This window comes from Stenotrophomonas sp. STEN046 (assembly GCF_056759755.1).
Genome location: NZ_JBRRDR010000001.1, coordinates 75,978 through 89,791 on the forward strand (window position 1 = coordinate 75,978; position 13,814 = coordinate 89,791).

Here is a 13,814-nt window from a genome sequence, read left to right on the forward strand (position 1 = left end):
CCCGGCGGGTGGCCCGCTCAGGCCAGCTGCCGGTCCACGGCCTCGACCATCGCCTTGCGGTTCAGCAGGAAGTCCCAGTAGCTGCCGCCCAGCTGCCGCCACAGGACCGCGGCGCGCACGGCGGCCAGCAGCAGTGCGCGGATCTCGGCCACCACGCCGGCCTGGCCCAGGTAGTGCGGGTTGCCCTGCACCATCACGCGCGGCTTGAGGTGGCTGATGGTGTCCGCGTACAGCCCGCCCAGCGCGGTCAGCACGTCGGGATGGCCGCTGTCGCCAAGCTCGGCCGCCTGGCGCTGGGCTTGCGCGATGCCCGAAGCCACCTTGTTCACGGTGGCGCCGTCCTGCACGAAGCGGCGCTCCAGCTGCAGCACCGACAGTGCCAGCTTGGGCAGGATCGGGTCCTGGCCCTGGTTGCGGAAGTGGTTGTGCAGCAGGCGCAGGCCCGACTTCAGCACGTCCCGGTCACCGAACACCGCCTGCGGCGAGGACGCATCGATGCGGAAAATGCTGTCCACGGCGGTGCGCACGGCCGCCGCGTCGGAATGGCCGGTATCGGCGATTCGGCGTACCTGCTGCAGGGCCTGGGCAATGCCGGCCAAAGCCAGAACGCGGTCGTCGACAGTGAAACTCATGCAGCGATTACCTCAAAAGGGGAAGGGGTGGTGCGCAGGCGCTGTTCCAGCGGTGCATCGGTGGCGGCGATCACCGCGCCACCGAGGCAGACCTCGCCGTCATACAGCACCAGCGACTGGCCAGGGGTGACCGCACGCTGGGGGCGGGCGAACGTCACCTGTACGCTGCCATCGTCCAGCACGTCCACCGTGCACGGTTCATCCGGCTGGCGGTAGCGGGTCTGTGCCGTGCAGTCGAAACGCCGTGCCGGCGGTGCGCCGGCAATCCAGTGCGCGGTTTCCGAGCGCAGGCGGCCAGACAACATCCATCGGCTGTCGCGGTCCTGGTCAACGTACAGCACATTGCTGGCAACGTCCTTGCCGACCACGTACCACGGCGCGGCAGGACGGCCACGCACGCCGCCGATGTTCAGGCCCTCGCGCTGCCCCAGGGTGAAATAGAACACGCCGGGATGCTCGGCGATCACGCTGCCATCGCCCGGGTCCAGGATCTGGCCGGTCTTGGCCGGCAGGTAGCGGCCGAGGAATTCGCGGAAATCGCGCTCGCCGATGAAACAGATGCCGGTGGAGTCCTTCTTGGCATGGGTCGGCAGGCTGACATCGCGGGCGATCCTGCGCAGGTCGCTTTTTTCCAGGTCGCCAATCGGGAACAGGGTGGCGGCCAGTTGCTCCTGCCCCAGTTGATGCAGGAAGTAACTCTGGTCCTTGGAGCGGTCGGCGCCGCGCAGCAGCAGCCAGTGCTGGCCGCGCTGGGCGATGCGCGCGTAGTGACCGGTGGCGATGCGCTCGGCGCCCAGTTCGCGGGCGGCGTCGAGGAAGTGCTTGAACTTCACTTCGCGGTTGCACAGTACGTCCGGGTTCGGCGTGCGCCCGGCGGCGTACTCGGCCAGGAAGTGTTCGAACACACCCTGCCAGTACTCGCTGGAAAAATCGCGGAAGTGGAACGGGATGCCAAGCAGGCCGCAGACCGCCACCGCATCGCGGCGGTCATCCTCGGCGCGGCAGTCGCCGCTGCCATCCTCGGCCCAGTTCTGCATGAACAGGCCGGCCACGGCCTCGCCCTGCTGCACCAGGCGCCAGGCGGCCACCGAAGAATCGACGCCACCGGATACGCCGACGATCACCCGTGGGCTGCTCATGCGACCTCCCGTACCAAGGTGAGTGGATGGCGCTGGCCTGCCAGGTAGTCGGCCACCACCTGCCAGACCAGTTCGCTGCGATGCCGCCCGGCCGCTGACTGCAGTTCGGCCGGGGTCATCCACAGCGCCCGGTCGATGCCGGCATCCAGCGGCCGCGCCGGATCGTGCGAGAGCGGCCGCGCGGCATAGCAGAAGCGCAGGAACGTGGTGCCGTCGGCCGCCGTCCACTGGTAGCAACCGATGAAAGCGGTCAGCTCCACCGTCCAGCCGGTCTCCTCGACGGTCTCGCGCAGGGCCGCCGCTGCCAGGCTTTCGCCCGGCTCCAGGTGCCCGGCCGGCTGGTTCAAGACCTGCCGGCCGTCGATGGTCTCTTCGACCAGCAGCACCCGGCCACTGTCGACCACCACGGTGGCAACAGTGGCATGCGGTGCCCAGCGCGGGTCCGGCAAGGCGTTCAACTCAGAGGTCGTCCTTCTTGGTCAGCTCCAGCTCCATCGCATCGGCAGTGCGGATGGCCGCATCGATGGCGTCGCTGAGCTGGTCGGACGTCGCGTCGGCGTCGATCTTCACCACGAACATCGCGGTCGACTCCTGCTTCACCCAGCCGCCCATCTTGGCATCCTGCGAATCTTCCAGCAGGCGGTTGGCCACCGCGGCCGGGAACTGCTTGCTCGGCGAGGTGTAGCCGGGCGACCAGATCTCACGGATGTTGTGGGTACCGAAGTCTTCCACCGACGAACGAACATAGACCATCTGGGTGCGATCGCCTTCAACGTCGAACACCATCTGGAAGTCACCGTCCTCGTCCACCTCGTAGGTGTAGCCCAGCTTTTCCAGGTGACGGGCGATGCCCTTGTCGGCCTTGGCGTTGTCGCTGGCAGCGCCTGCAGTGCCGGCGGCAGCCAGCGCGATCAGCAGGGCGGGCAGAAGGGTCCTTTTCATGAAGATCCTGTGAAACGTGGTGTGGGAAGGTGCAATTGTGACGGCGGCCGTGCGTGCCGTCCATTCTGCCGCGGGCCGACGCAGGCCCGTTGCAGCCCCTATAATGGGCGGATGCCTCGCGAGTCCGCCCCCGATTCCCACCACGAGCACGGCGTTGCCGTGGAACCCGCGCGCCCGGAAGTGGCGCCGCCGCCGTTCTACCAGGTCATGCTGCTCAACGACGACTACACCCCGATGGATTTCGTGGTGGACGTCCTGCAGCAGTTCTTCAGCCTGGACCTGGACAAGGCCACCCAGGTGATGCTGCACGTGCATACCCGCGGCCGTGGCGTGTGCGGGGTATTCACCCGTGAAGTGGCCGAGACCAAGGTTGCCCAGGTCAACGAGTACGCGCGGATGAACCAGCACCCGCTGCTGTGCACGATGGAAAAGGCCTGAGATTGCATGCCCACCAAGGTGGGCATCTACCAGGGCAGGCCCACCAAGGTGGGCATCTACCAGAGCAGGCCCGCCACGGCGGGCATCCGCCGGGTCGGGTTCACGCTTCGGCCAGCGCCGCCAGGGCCATCGCGGCCACCGTCTCGTCGATGTCGGCCGGGTCGCCGTCATCGCGGAACCACATGGCAGACAATGCCGCGCTGGCCGCGATCCAGTGCAGCAGCCGCGTGCGGCCAATGCCGCTGAGCTGGCAGACCTGCTGCAGCCGGGCATGGAAACGCTCCGGCCGGGTGGCCACGTGGATGCCCGGCCCGCACAGGTCCGGGTTGCTGAACAGCGTGGTGTAGTCGAACGCACGATCGCCCAGCAGGCGCTTGGGATCGATGGCCAGCCACCCGCGCACGCCGAAATCCAGCACGTTGTCGTGGTGCAGGTCGCCGTGCAGCGGTCGCACCTCCTGCTCGTTCTCCAGCACTGCCACCGCCAGCAATCTGCACTGTTCCAGCAATGGCGGCAGCGGCGCCCTTGGTTGCAGCAGATCGACGAACCATCTACGCAGGCAGACCAGGTCTTCTGGCGGCGCGCTCCGTGGCCGGTGCAGCTGCTGCAGGACCTGGCACAGGATCGTGGTGCAGGCGTCGTCGTCGCCTTCAATCGAACGTTGCCGCAGCGACTCGCCGCTGGCCCGTTCGATCAGGATGGCCGGCCCCTCGTGGGCCAGCAGGCGGGCGGCGCCGTCGCCACTCCACCAGCGCAGCAGGCGATGGCCGTTCTGTTCCTCCGGTTCCGTGCTCACCTTCAACATGGCCGCCTCGCCAGAGGCGGTCAGCACCGGCCACAGCCGGGCATGGGGGGTGTGGATCGCAGGACCATCACGTCGCAATCGCCAGCGGCTCAGGTAGGGTTCGCACATGCTGGGTAGGCTGTCCCGGGGTGAATGATGATCACGCGTTTGGTACTGCTAACGCCATCTGAACGTCGCAATCCGCTAGGGTGATGGAAATCGCGTAGTCAGGCCGCATATTGTTCCCAACTGCCGCCGGAGTAATCCATGTTCAGCAAAGACCTCGAACACACCATCGGCCAGTGCTACAAGCGCGCCCGTGAGGCCCGCCATGAATTCATGACGGTCGAACACCTGCTGTTGGCACTGCTCGACAACCCGTCCGCCCAGGCCGTACTGAAAGCCTGTGGCGCCGACGCCGACCGCCTGCGCCAGGAGCTGGAGCAGGCCATCGAGGCCTCCGTGTCCCGCCTGGCCGAAGATGACGGCCGCGATACCCAGCCGACCCTGGGCTTCCAGCGCGTGCTGCAGCGCGCCGTGTACCACGTGCAGTCCTCCGGCAAGAAGGAGGTCACCGGCGCGAACGTGCTGGTCGCCATCTTCGGCGAGAAGGACTCCCACGCCGTCTATTACCTCAACCAGCAGGACGTCACCCGGCTGGATGTGGTCAATTACCTGTCCCACGGCATCGCCAAGCTGGGCGAGGAGGGCGAGCAGCCGTCCTCGGCCGAAGGCGAAGGCCGCATGGAAGGGGGCGAGGGCGAGCCCAAGGGCGATGCCCTGACCGAGTTCGCCAGCAATCTCAACGAGCAGGCCCGTGCCGGCCGTATCGATCCGCTGGTGGGTCGCGCCGACGAGATCGAGCGCACCATCCAGGTCCTGTGCCGTCGCCGCAAGAACAACCCCCTGTACGTGGGCGAGGCCGGCGTCGGCAAGACCGCGATCGCCGAGGGCTTGGCCCGCCGTATCGTGGAAGGCTCGGTGCCGGATGTGCTGGCAGATGCCGTCATCTATTCGCTGGACCTGGGCGCGCTGGTGGCGGGCACCAAGTACCGCGGCGACTTCGAGAAGCGCCTGAAGGGCGTGCTGACCGCGTTGAAGAAGGTGCCCAACGCGGTGCTGTTCATCGACGAGATCCACACCATCATCGGCGCCGGCTCGGCGTCGGGCGGCACCATGGATGCCTCCAACCTGATCAAGCCCGCGCTGGCATCGGGTGAGCTGCGCTGCATCGGCTCCACCACCTTCCAGGAGTACCGCGGCATCTTCGAGAAGGACCGGGCGCTGGCGCGCCGCTTCCAGAAGATCGACATCGTCGAACCCACCGTCGGCGAGACTTACGAAATCCTGCAGGGCCTGAAGGCCAAGTACGAGGCCCACCACGGCGTGACCTATTCCGATGAGGCGCTGCAGGCCGCCGTCGACCTGTCGGTCAAGCACATCGGCGACCGCCTGTTGCCGGACAAGGCCATCGACGTGATCGATGAGGCCGGTGCCCGCCAGCGCCTGTTGCCCGAAGGGCAGCGCAAGGAGCTGATCGACGTCGAGGAAGTGGAGGCGATCGTCGCCAAGATGGCGCGCATTCCGGCCAAGCAGGTCAGCGCCACCGACAAGGATGTGCTGCAGCACCTGGAGCGCAACCTGAAGATGGTGATCTTCGGCCAGGACCCGGCCATCGGCACCTTGGCGTCGGCCATCAAGCTGGCGCGCTCTGGGCTGGGCAATCCTGAAAAGCCGATCGGCAACTTCCTGTTCGCCGGCCCCACCGGCGTGGGCAAGACCGAGGTGACCAAGCAGCTGGCCCTGCAGTTGGGCATCGAGCTGGTCCGCTTCGACATGTCCGAATACATGGAGCCGCATTCGATCAGCCGCCTGATCGGTGCGCCCCCGGGCTACGTCGGCTTCGACCAGGGCGGCCTGCTGACCGAAAAGATCGTCAAGACCCCGCACTGCGTGCTGCTGCTGGATGAGATCGAGAAGGCGCACCCGGATATCTTCAACATCCTGCTGCAGGTGATGGACCGCGGCGTGCTGACCGATACCAACGGTCGCGAAGCGAACTTCAAGAACGTGGTGCTGGTGATGACCACCAATGCCGGCGCGGCGCAGGCCTCGCGGCGCACCATCGGCTTCACCAAGCAGGACCATGCCACCGACGCGATGGAAACCATCCGTCGCGCCTTTACGCCGGAATTCCGTAACCGCCTGGATGCGGTCGTGCAGTTCCAGGCGCTGGGCTTCGAGCACATTCTGCGCGTGGTGGACAAGTTCCTGATCGAGCTGGAGATGCTGCTGCAGGACAAGCATGTCAGCCTGTCGGCGACCCCGACCGCGCGCGATTGGCTGGCCCAGCATGGCTTCGACCCGTTGATGGGCGCGCGCCCGATGGCCCGCGTGATCCAGGACAAGATCAAGCGACCGCTGGCCGACGAGTTGCTGTTCGGCAAGCTGATCAACGGCGGCAAGGTCAGCATCGATGTGCGCGACGACGAGCTGGTGGTCGAAACGCAGGCCGAGCCGGAGCGGTTGCTGCCGGCCACGGTGGAGTGAGGTCGTGCCGGGCGCTGCCCGGCACTGGAAGCAACGACAGGGCGGCCCAGGCCGCCCTTGTCGTGTCAGTCCTCAGCGGCTGCGTTGGCGGGCCATGCGCTGGAAGGTGGCAGCCTCAAGCGGCTCCACGCGCTCGACGGTGCAGCTGGCGCGGTCGGTCTTCAGCACGCTGCGCGAGCCGCCGCAGAGCTGGGAGCTCTCGCCCTGGGTTTCGAAGCCCAGGCGGCGCGAGGTCACGGCACTGTTGCAGGATGCGGTGAAGACCACGCGGTAATGCTGGTCGCCATTGCGCAGCAGCACATCGCGATCTGCGCCGGCGCGGATGATCTGCTGATCCTCGTTCAAGGCGATGCAGCTTTCGCTGGAGGTTGCAGCAGGCGCATCGGCGGCCTGGGCGGCGGGCGCGGCCAGGGCACCGGCGACCAGTACGAGGGCGGCAAAGCCGGTGTGCAACAGAGGCATGTTCATGGCGGGGGCAGGGGGTGGCGATCCGGACTGGACCGGGTGCCACGATGCCGCCGCCGACGCAAATGCGAATCTGCCGCAAGCATGGCTGACCGATGTCACGGTGCATTCGGTCAGGGTGCCGTCCGGCAGGGCCGGATTGCAGGCATGACAAAAGGCCAGCATCCAGGGCTGGCCTTGTCGGGGTGGCGCAACGCGCCAGCCGCTTACTTCATGCGGTAGGTGATACGGCCCTTGGTCAGGTCGTACGGGGTCATTTCAACCTTGACCCGGTCACCGGTGAGGATGCGGATGTAGTTCTTGCGCATGCGGCCGGAGATGTGGGCGATGATTTCGTGCCCATTTTCCAGACGAACGCGGAAAGTGGTGTTCGGCAGCGTCTCGCTGACGGTGCCCTCGAACTCGATGGAATCGTCTTTCGACATGTAGTCCTGTGCGGTTCAGAAAACGGCCACGATGGGCCTAAGGCGCAGCATTTTACGCGTCAAACGCCCAGCTTGCAAAGTTTGTGTTAACCGCCGGCAAAACCGGCTGCCGGCACACGTCCAACGCGGTGCGTCCACGGGCCTTCCTGCCCGGGTTCCTGCACGGCACGGCGCACCTCCTGCAGGAATTCGGCTCGCGGCATGTGCCCGGCGCCCATCCGCAGCAGGTGCGGGTTTTCCACCTGCGCATCGATCAGGGGCCAGCCCCAGTCGTGCAGGGTCGATGCCAGTGCCATCAGGGCAACCTTGGAGCCGCCGCTGGCGCCGCTGAACATGCTCTCGCCAAAGAACATGGCGCCGATCGCCACCCCGTAGATGCCGCCGACCAGCGTCTGCCGGTCCCACACTTCGAAGGAATGCGCGAAGCCCAGGTCATGCAGCTGGCTGTAGGCATCGATCATCGCCGGGCTGATCCATGTGCCGTCCTGGCCGGGGCGGGGCGCCGCCGCACAGGCCTGCATGACGCGGCTGAAGGCGGTATCGGCGGTCACGTCCCAGCCGCTGCCGCGCAACTGGCGGCGGAAACGACTGGACAGGTGCACGCCGTCGGTGCGGAACACCATGCGCGGGTCGGGCGACCACCACAGAATGGGCTCGCCCTCGCTGAACCACGGGAAGATGCCGCCGGCATAGGCGTTCAGCAGTCGCAGCGGGTGCAGGTCGCCGCCCACGGCCAGCAGCCCATCGGGTTGGCGCAGCGCGGTCTCGGCCGGGGGGAAGGCAGCGTCCGGCGCGTCGGCCAGGCGCCAGGGCAACTGGCGGGTCATGCCTGCATTGTATTCGCGATGTCTGGCACCATCGGCGGCATTGGCAAGGAGCCCCCAATGAGCGATCCGATCAGCGCCATCCTCGACCTGCACGATGCGCCGCGCACCCGCAACGACAGCCTCGGCATGCTGCTGAGCCTGGCAGGTGAGGACCGCCCACAACTTGGGGTGTTGCTGCTGCAGGCCCTGGGACGACCCTCGCCCGGCTCCACCTTCCTCGACACGGCGTTGGACCTGTTGCCGGACGAGGCGGTTGCGCCGGTCTGTGCCGATGCCTTGCAGCGCTATCGTGACGGCGAGCGCGGCGAGCTGCTGACCAGCGTGCTGGAGTTCGCCAGCTACCAGGCACCGCACACGCTGCAGGGCGACTGGGAGGCATTGCTGCAGATCGCCATCGAGGATGACATCCAACTGGCCTCGCAGCTCTGGCAGGCGCTTCCGGCGCCGGTCGCTGCGCAATGGGCGCACCGCCTGACCGAGGCCGGCGACGACCGCGAACTGGAGCGGGCCAAGGCGTTGCTGCTGGCCGCCCAGCCTGACACCTACGCCGCCGCCCGGGGCTACCTGGCTGACTGGAGCGATCTGGATGCCGATGTATGGGCGCACTGGGCGGGTGTGGCTGATGGCCCTCGGCTGCGCCGGCTGCATGGCCAGCAACCGCTGCATCTGCGCTTTGGTCGTGAGCAGCATCGCGCGCAGACGGCTGAAGAACCCAGTTGGCGCAAACGGATCTGGCGGCTGCATCCCACCTGGAATGGTGGCCAGGTGCAACACCCGGCACGCATGGGCGGGCTTCTCGATGCAGTGTGCGGCAGCTGCCATGCGCCACTGCAGCGGCTGCTGCAGACCGACGCGGCCGCGCTGGTGAACGGTGCGACCGGCGCGATCACGCTTGGCCTGTGCCTGGACTGCTGCGGTTGGGAAGAGCCGCCAGTGCGCTTCTATCGCCACGATGCGGACGGCCTGCCGAGCTGCCACCCCAGCCAGCACTGCGCGGTGCCGATCAGTCCCACCGACAGCGGCGATCTGATGCAGTCCGAGATGGGCCTGGCGCTGATGGACAGCCCCCGCTGGCAGCAGCAGGACTGGGGTCAGTCCAATCACCGGCAGAACCTGTCGCGGGTGGGTGGCGCGCCCAGCTGGGTGCAGAGTGCGCAGTATCCGGCGTGCATCGATTGCGGCGAGGAAATGCAATTCGTGATGCAGCTGGATTCGACACTGCCGACCACAAACGAGGGCACGCTGCTGTGGGGCAGCGGCGGCATGCTCTATTCGTTCTGGTGTGCGAAGTGCCAGGTGAGCGGGCACTTCTGGCAGTGCACCTGAGTACAGCGGCCCCGCCAATGACCCCGGTAGATGCCAACGCTGGTTGGCATGCTTCGCCAGTTGCCCTGGTAGATGCCAACCTTGGTTGGCATGCTTGGCCCATTGCCGTGGTAGGTGCCAACCTTGGTTGGCACGGCCTGGTAGCCGCTCCGCAGGTCAAGCAACCCCGACGCTACAGCTCTGCGCGGAACGGCCCGTGCCCCTGCAGCTCCTGCTGGTAGCGCCGCACATCCCGCCTCTCCTGCCTGCACCAGTCCTGCAGCGCCTCACCGAACTCCGCGTCGGCCACCCAGTGCCGGCTGCGCACCAGCGTCGGCAGGAAGCCGCGCGCCAGTTTGTGTTCGCCCTGCGCGCCGGGCTCGAAGCGGGTCAGGCCCTCGCGCAGGCAGTACTCGATTCCCTGGTAGTAGCAGGCCTCGAAATGCAGGCCGGGCAGGGTGGCGCCGCCCCAGTAGCGGCCGTACAGCGTGTCACCACCGCGCAGACACAGCGCACCGGCAATGGGCTCGCCGTCCTGTTCGGCCAGGAACAGCACCAGCCCACGGCCCAGTGAAATCGCCAGATGGCGCAGGAAGGCCTCGGTCAGTGCTGGCGCGTTGCCGTATTCCAGGAAGGTCTGCAGGTAGAAGCGGTACATCGCCTGCAGGTCGGCGCGGCTGGCTTCGTCGCCGTGCACCACGCGGAAGCTGATGCCTTGGCGGCCGACCTTGGCGCGCTCCTGGCGGATGTTCTTGCGGTGCTTGTGGTTCATCGCGCCGAGAAACTGCTCGAACGTGGCCCAGTCGCCTGGGTTCTGCCACTGGAACTGGATGTCTTCACGCAGCAGCCACTCGTCGCCGAAGGCTGTTTCGTCAGCTGCCGTGTGGAAATTGATGTGTGCTGAAGAAACGTCCAGCGTCGTCAGCTGATCGCGCAGTGCGGACAGCAAGGCCGTGCGCTGCGAATCGTGACGGGCCAGCAGTCGCGGGCCAGTGACCGGCGAGTACGGCACCGCACCGAGCCACTTCGGGTAGTAGTCGCGTCCATGGCGCGCATAGGCGTTGGCCCAGGCATGGTCGAACACGAACTCGCCGTGCGAGTTGGTCTTCAAGTAGCCGGGAATCGCGCCGACCAGGGTGTCGCCGTCCCACAGGGTGAAGTGCTGCGGCTGCCAGCCCCAGTCCTCGCGCAGGCAGCCGTAGGTTTCCAGGCCGGACAGGAAGGCGTGGCTGACGAACGGGTTGCGGCCGTCGTGCAGGGCATCCCAGTCGGTGGCGGGAATGGACTGCAGGGAGTTGAGGAAGCGGGCGGAGTGCATGGGAAGAAAGGATAGGGCAGGACGATCGCGAACGGTGTTGGCGGAAGCGGGTTGGTTCGTTCTGGCTGAGGGTGAGGAAAGTTCGAATTCTGCGTTGATGTGCGCGTGGTGCCGAACGCCAGCGCGGAGACGGGCCAGGGTGTGTTGCGCCGCAGAAGCGGTGCATTCATTTCACGCATGGAGTAGCCACAATGAACCGAACGCTTTGCTCTGTAACACTTCCCGCGCTGCTGTCCCTGTTGGGGGGCGTGCTTATGACCAGCCCTGCGCAGGCCGCTGAATCCCGCCGCCCAATGGAGCAGGACGCGGGGCTCGACATACTCTTGACCCAGAAGACGCGCGACATCCTCGAACGCGTCCGTCTCGTCGATGGGCAGGCGCGGAGCCGCCGGGTCGAGGTGTCAGCGGATATCGCCAACGGTGTTGTGACCGTGGCCTTGGATCGGAACTTCCTGCCTGCCGATTACGGACCGTCGTTCGAGGATCAGAGAAGCGAGATCAGTTTTGGGCTGCTGCATTGGGCCGAGCAGGTGGCTCCGTTCAGTCGTGTCATCTTTCTGTATGACGGAAAAGAGGTCGAGCACTATTTTCCTGCTGTGCAGGAGGCGGATAGCGCAGCCCGCGAGGTGCGGCGGAAACGACGAGAAAGGTCAGGAAAGGGCGCTGGGATGGCCTTTGTTGCCGCTGGGCACGGCTATTTCTACAGTCACAGATCGAACGACTGGGTGACGTCTCGTCCGGAAGTTCATGGCGTTTCCGAAGGGATCGTAACCCCGTCGTATGCAGACGAGCTGAAGCAATTGATCGAACAACGAAGCCGAATGCCGGCTGTTCGTCCCCGTGTACAGCAAGGGGGTGGTCTGGTTCACCCGCCCAGTGGAAAGGAGTGGTGGACGATGGCTGCGCGCTATGCAATAGCCGAACAATATCCCGGCAATGTCGCGATCTGGAATACCTATGCGGGCAGCACTCTGTGGGATAGGGAGGAACGTGAGGACATCAATAGTCGGCCGCTTTTGGCCAATCATATTGACGCAGAGGTGGCCATCCACCTGCACAGCAACGCAGAAGCGACGGGGAACGTACGCGGAGCGCGTGTCATCGTACAGCCGGGGCAGGCGGAGGATGCGGCGTTGGGGCGGAGCGTACTGTGTGCGATGAAGGAGGTTGTCCAGGCGCAATCGGGCTACGAGTCCTTCGCCGTCGCTCCTGATGTGCATTCCGACAACAAGGGCGAGAATCGAGAGGCGCATATGCCATCGATCATCGTGGAGACCGCCTTCCACACGAACTCGGATGACGCCAAAGCGCTTCTCGACCCGGCCTTTCGGTCCGCCGCAATGAAGGGCGTCGAGAAGGGCTACCGATTGTGGGCCACAGGCAAGACATGCGAACCCCTTGCGCTCGACTCCATTGCCGACGTGCAGATCCCGGTCCGCACCTCTCTCATTGTGCCGGTCGCGTTCAAGGGCAACCCCCAGTTTCCCGTAGTGCTTGAATTGGTTGTCGCCTCATGCGTCGGAGGAGCGTGTACTCCGGAGGACGTGGAGTTCACCGATCCTGGCCAGCCTGTGAGTCTTGAACTTTTCTGCAATGGAAGCGGTGCGGGAACCGTCCGTTGGCGCACCCGCCTTCGTGAAGCAGACGGCGTGGTGACGGAGTACCAGGAATTCAATCAGTCCTGCGTTCTTGCGTAGGCGGTTCGCCGTATCGAGCTTGCCAGGCATGGCCTGGCACTACTGAAAGCACAAAGGCCGACGCTTTCGCGCCGGCCTTTTAGTCGCTACAGATGCAGGTCAGCTTCTCAGCTGGCCTTGCCCTGTGCATCCAGGTAACGCTCTGCGTCCAGTGCGGCCATGCAGCCGAAGCCGGCCGAGGTGATCGCCTGGCGGTAGTGCTGGTCGGCCACGTCGCCGGCGGCGAACACGCCTTCCACGGAGGTCTGGGTAGCGTTGCCGCCCAGGCCCGAACGGATTTCCAGGTAGCCGTTGTTCATCGCCAGCTGGCCGTCGAACAGTTGCGTGTTCGGGTGGTGGCCGATGGCCACGAAGAAGCCGTGGGCATCGATGTCGCGGGTGCTGCCGTCCAGGGTCGACTTCACGCGCACGCCGGTCACGCCGGCGTCGTTGCCCAGCACTTCTTCCACCTGGTGGTGCCAGACGGTTTCGATCTTGCCGGCAGCCACCTTGGCGAACAGCTTGTCCTGCATGATCTTCTCCGCCTTCAGGGTGTCGCGGCGGTGGACCAGGTAGACCTTGCGGGCGATGTTGGACAGATACAGCGCCTCTTCCACGGCGGTGTTGCCGCCGCCGACCACGACCACGTCCTGGTCACGGTAGAAGAAGCCGTCGCAGGTGGCGCAGGCGGACACGCCGCGGCCCTTGAACTCGTCCTCGGTCGGGATGCCCAGGTACTTGGCCGTCGCGCCGGTGGAAATGATCAGGGCGTCGCAGGTGTACTCGTGGCTGTCGCCGATCAGCTTGAACGGGCGCTGCGACAGGTCCGCGGTGTGGATGTGGTCGAAGATGACCTCGGTCTCGAAGCGCTCGGCGTGGGCCTGCATGCGCGTCATCAGGTCCGGGCCCATCAGGCCGTGTGCGTCACCCGGCCAGTTGTCCACTTCGGTGGTGGTCATCAGCTGGCCACCCTGCTGCAGGCCGGTGATGACGACCGGCTTCAGGTTGGCGCGGGCCGCGTAGACGGCAGCGGTCCAACCGGCCGGGCCGGAACCGAGGATGACAAGACGCTGGTGGCGGGAGGGCAGGCTGGTGCTCATGTAGACTCGCGAAAAGGTAGATGGGACAAGGCGCGGCGAAGTTTGCACAGCATCCTTGGCAGGTCATAGAGTGGCGGCTGGGGCAGGGCGATTCAAGCCGATGAACAGAACGCCGTCATCCATGGGCGGTTTCAGGGCCTGTCCACGCCCGTGCGACACCGGATAACTGAAAACTGACGCCGTCTCGTTTATTATCAAACACTAACAGCGCAT

Annotated in this window: 14 protein-coding genes; 4 read left to right on the forward strand and 10 right to left on the reverse strand. The window is 65.9% G+C overall.

The window, feature by feature from the left end:
- Positions 1-17 precede the first annotated feature (17 nt).
- From hflD to ACVOLJ_RS00375, 4 genes are read right to left on the reverse strand one after another with little or no spacing between them, the layout of a single operon-like run.
- Entirely contained in the window at positions 18-632 is a 615-nt protein-coding gene (hflD, locus tag ACVOLJ_RS00360) for a high frequency lysogenization protein HflD (RefSeq protein WP_481563119.1), read from the reverse strand.
- Positions 629-1,771, reverse strand: coding sequence for a tRNA 2-thiouridine(34) synthase MnmA (mnmA, locus tag ACVOLJ_RS00365; protein WP_481563120.1), 1,143 nt, complete (start codon positions 1,769-1,771; stop codon positions 629-631). The genes hflD and mnmA overlap by 4 nt, the downstream gene beginning before the upstream one ends.
- Complete coding sequence (locus ACVOLJ_RS00370) at positions 1,768-2,229, reverse strand: NUDIX hydrolase (protein WP_481563121.1); 462 nt, start codon at positions 2,227-2,229, stop codon at positions 1,768-1,770. Before ACVOLJ_RS00370 ends, mnmA begins: the two co-directional genes overlap by 4 nt.
- 1 nt (position 2,230) lies before the next feature.
- Positions 2,231-2,713 carry a hypothetical protein gene (locus ACVOLJ_RS00375; RefSeq protein ID WP_481563122.1) on the reverse strand — a complete coding sequence of 161 codons (483 nt, stop codon included), beginning with the start codon at positions 2,711-2,713 and terminating at the stop codon, positions 2,231-2,233.
- A 111-nt stretch (positions 2,714-2,824) separates the two neighbouring features.
- Between ACVOLJ_RS00375 and clpS the strand changes: the two genes are divergently transcribed.
- Positions 2,825-3,151 carry an ATP-dependent Clp protease adapter ClpS gene (clpS, locus tag ACVOLJ_RS00380; protein WP_475278728.1) on the forward strand — a complete coding sequence of 109 codons (327 nt, stop codon included), beginning with the start codon at positions 2,825-2,827 and terminating at the stop codon, positions 3,149-3,151.
- Positions 3,152-3,251: 100 nt separating this feature from the next.
- Here the strand turns inward: clpS and ACVOLJ_RS00385 are convergent, their stop codons facing one another.
- Positions 3,252-4,064 carry an APH(6) family putative aminoglycoside O-phosphotransferase gene (locus ACVOLJ_RS00385; protein WP_481563123.1) on the reverse strand — a complete coding sequence of 271 codons (813 nt, stop codon included), beginning with the start codon at positions 4,062-4,064 and terminating at the stop codon, positions 3,252-3,254.
- Between the two features lie 138 nt (positions 4,065-4,202).
- Here ACVOLJ_RS00385 and clpA point away from each other — a divergent pair, with 138 nt between their 5' ends.
- Entirely contained in the window at positions 4,203-6,485 is a 2,283-nt protein-coding gene (gene clpA / locus ACVOLJ_RS00390; protein WP_475278730.1) for an ATP-dependent Clp protease ATP-binding subunit ClpA, read from the forward strand.
- Between the two features lie 72 nt (positions 6,486-6,557).
- On the opposite strand, the gene ACVOLJ_RS00395 is transcribed toward clpA, so the two are convergent.
- The 3 genes from ACVOLJ_RS00395 to aat all read right to left on the reverse strand — a co-directional run bounded on the left by ACVOLJ_RS00395 (position 6,558) and on the right by aat (position 8,202).
- Complete coding sequence (locus ACVOLJ_RS00395) at positions 6,558-6,947, reverse strand: hypothetical protein (protein WP_475278731.1); 390 nt, start codon at positions 6,945-6,947, stop codon at positions 6,558-6,560.
- Between the two features lie 209 nt (positions 6,948-7,156).
- Positions 7,157-7,375 carry a translation initiation factor IF-1 gene (infA, locus tag ACVOLJ_RS00400; protein WP_005409596.1) on the reverse strand — a complete coding sequence of 73 codons (219 nt, stop codon included), beginning with the start codon at positions 7,373-7,375 and terminating at the stop codon, positions 7,157-7,159.
- Positions 7,376-7,461: 86 nt separating this feature from the next.
- Complete coding sequence (aat, locus tag ACVOLJ_RS00405; RefSeq protein WP_475278732.1) at positions 7,462-8,202, reverse strand: leucyl/phenylalanyl-tRNA--protein transferase; 741 nt, start codon at positions 8,200-8,202, stop codon at positions 7,462-7,464.
- 57 nt (positions 8,203-8,259) lie between these two features.
- On the opposite strand from aat, the gene ACVOLJ_RS00410 reads away from it, so the two are divergent.
- Positions 8,260-9,528: a hypothetical protein gene (locus tag ACVOLJ_RS00410; protein ID WP_481563124.1), complete on the forward strand. Its 1,269-nt coding sequence runs from the start codon at positions 8,260-8,262 to the stop codon at positions 9,526-9,528.
- Positions 9,529-9,700: 172 nt separating this feature from the next.
- On the opposite strand, the gene ACVOLJ_RS00415 is transcribed toward ACVOLJ_RS00410, so the two are convergent.
- Positions 9,701-10,825 carry a GNAT family N-acetyltransferase gene (locus tag ACVOLJ_RS00415; protein ID WP_481563125.1) on the reverse strand — a complete coding sequence of 375 codons (1,125 nt, stop codon included), beginning with the start codon at positions 10,823-10,825 and terminating at the stop codon, positions 9,701-9,703.
- A gap of 191 nt (positions 10,826-11,016) precedes the next feature.
- Between ACVOLJ_RS00415 and ACVOLJ_RS00420 the strand changes: the two genes are divergently transcribed.
- The gene (locus ACVOLJ_RS00420; protein ID WP_475278735.1) at positions 11,017-12,522 is read left to right on the forward strand and encodes an N-acetylmuramoyl-L-alanine amidase family protein; all 1,506 of its coding nucleotides are present in this window, start codon (positions 11,017-11,019) and stop codon (positions 12,520-12,522) included.
- A gap of 107 nt (positions 12,523-12,629) precedes the next feature.
- On the opposite strand, the gene trxB is transcribed toward ACVOLJ_RS00420, so the two are convergent.
- The gene (trxB, locus tag ACVOLJ_RS00425; protein ID WP_475278736.1) at positions 12,630-13,601 is read right to left on the reverse strand and encodes a thioredoxin-disulfide reductase; all 972 of its coding nucleotides are present in this window, start codon (positions 13,599-13,601) and stop codon (positions 12,630-12,632) included.
- Positions 13,602-13,814 lie beyond the last annotated feature (213 nt).

Coding starts and splice junctions, on each gene's coding strand:
- hflD (WP_481563119.1), bottom strand. CDS start 632: ATGAGTTTCACTGTCGACGACCGCGTTCTGGCTTTGGCCGGCATTGCC.
- mnmA (WP_481563120.1), bottom strand. CDS start 1,771: ATGAGCAGCCCACGGGTGATCGTCGGCGTATCCGGTGGCGTCGATTCT.
- ACVOLJ_RS00375 (WP_481563122.1), bottom strand. CDS start 2,713: ATGAAAAGGACCCTTCTGCCCGCCCTGCTGATCGCGCTGGCTGCCGCC.
- clpS (WP_475278728.1), top strand. CDS start 2,825: ATGCCTCGCGAGTCCGCCCCCGATTCCCACCACGAGCACGGCGTTGCC.
- ACVOLJ_RS00385 (WP_481563123.1), bottom strand. CDS start 4,064: ATGTGCGAACCCTACCTGAGCCGCTGGCGATTGCGACGTGATGGTCCT.
- clpA (WP_475278730.1), top strand. CDS start 4,203: ATGTTCAGCAAAGACCTCGAACACACCATCGGCCAGTGCTACAAGCGC.
- ACVOLJ_RS00395 (WP_475278731.1), bottom strand. CDS start 6,947: ATGCCTCTGTTGCACACCGGCTTTGCCGCCCTCGTACTGGTCGCCGGT.
- infA (WP_005409596.1), bottom strand. CDS start 7,375: ATGTCGAAAGACGATTCCATCGAGTTCGAGGGCACCGTCAGCGAGACG.
- aat (WP_475278732.1), bottom strand. CDS start 8,202: ATGACCCGCCAGTTGCCCTGGCGCCTGGCCGACGCGCCGGACGCTGCC.
- ACVOLJ_RS00410 (WP_481563124.1), top strand. CDS start 8,260: ATGAGCGATCCGATCAGCGCCATCCTCGACCTGCACGATGCGCCGCGC.
- ACVOLJ_RS00415 (WP_481563125.1), bottom strand. CDS start 10,825: ATGCACTCCGCCCGCTTCCTCAACTCCCTGCAGTCCATTCCCGCCACC.
- ACVOLJ_RS00420 (WP_475278735.1), top strand. CDS start 11,017: ATGAACCGAACGCTTTGCTCTGTAACACTTCCCGCGCTGCTGTCCCTG.
- trxB (WP_475278736.1), bottom strand. CDS start 13,601: ATGAGCACCAGCCTGCCCTCCCGCCACCAGCGTCTTGTCATCCTCGGT.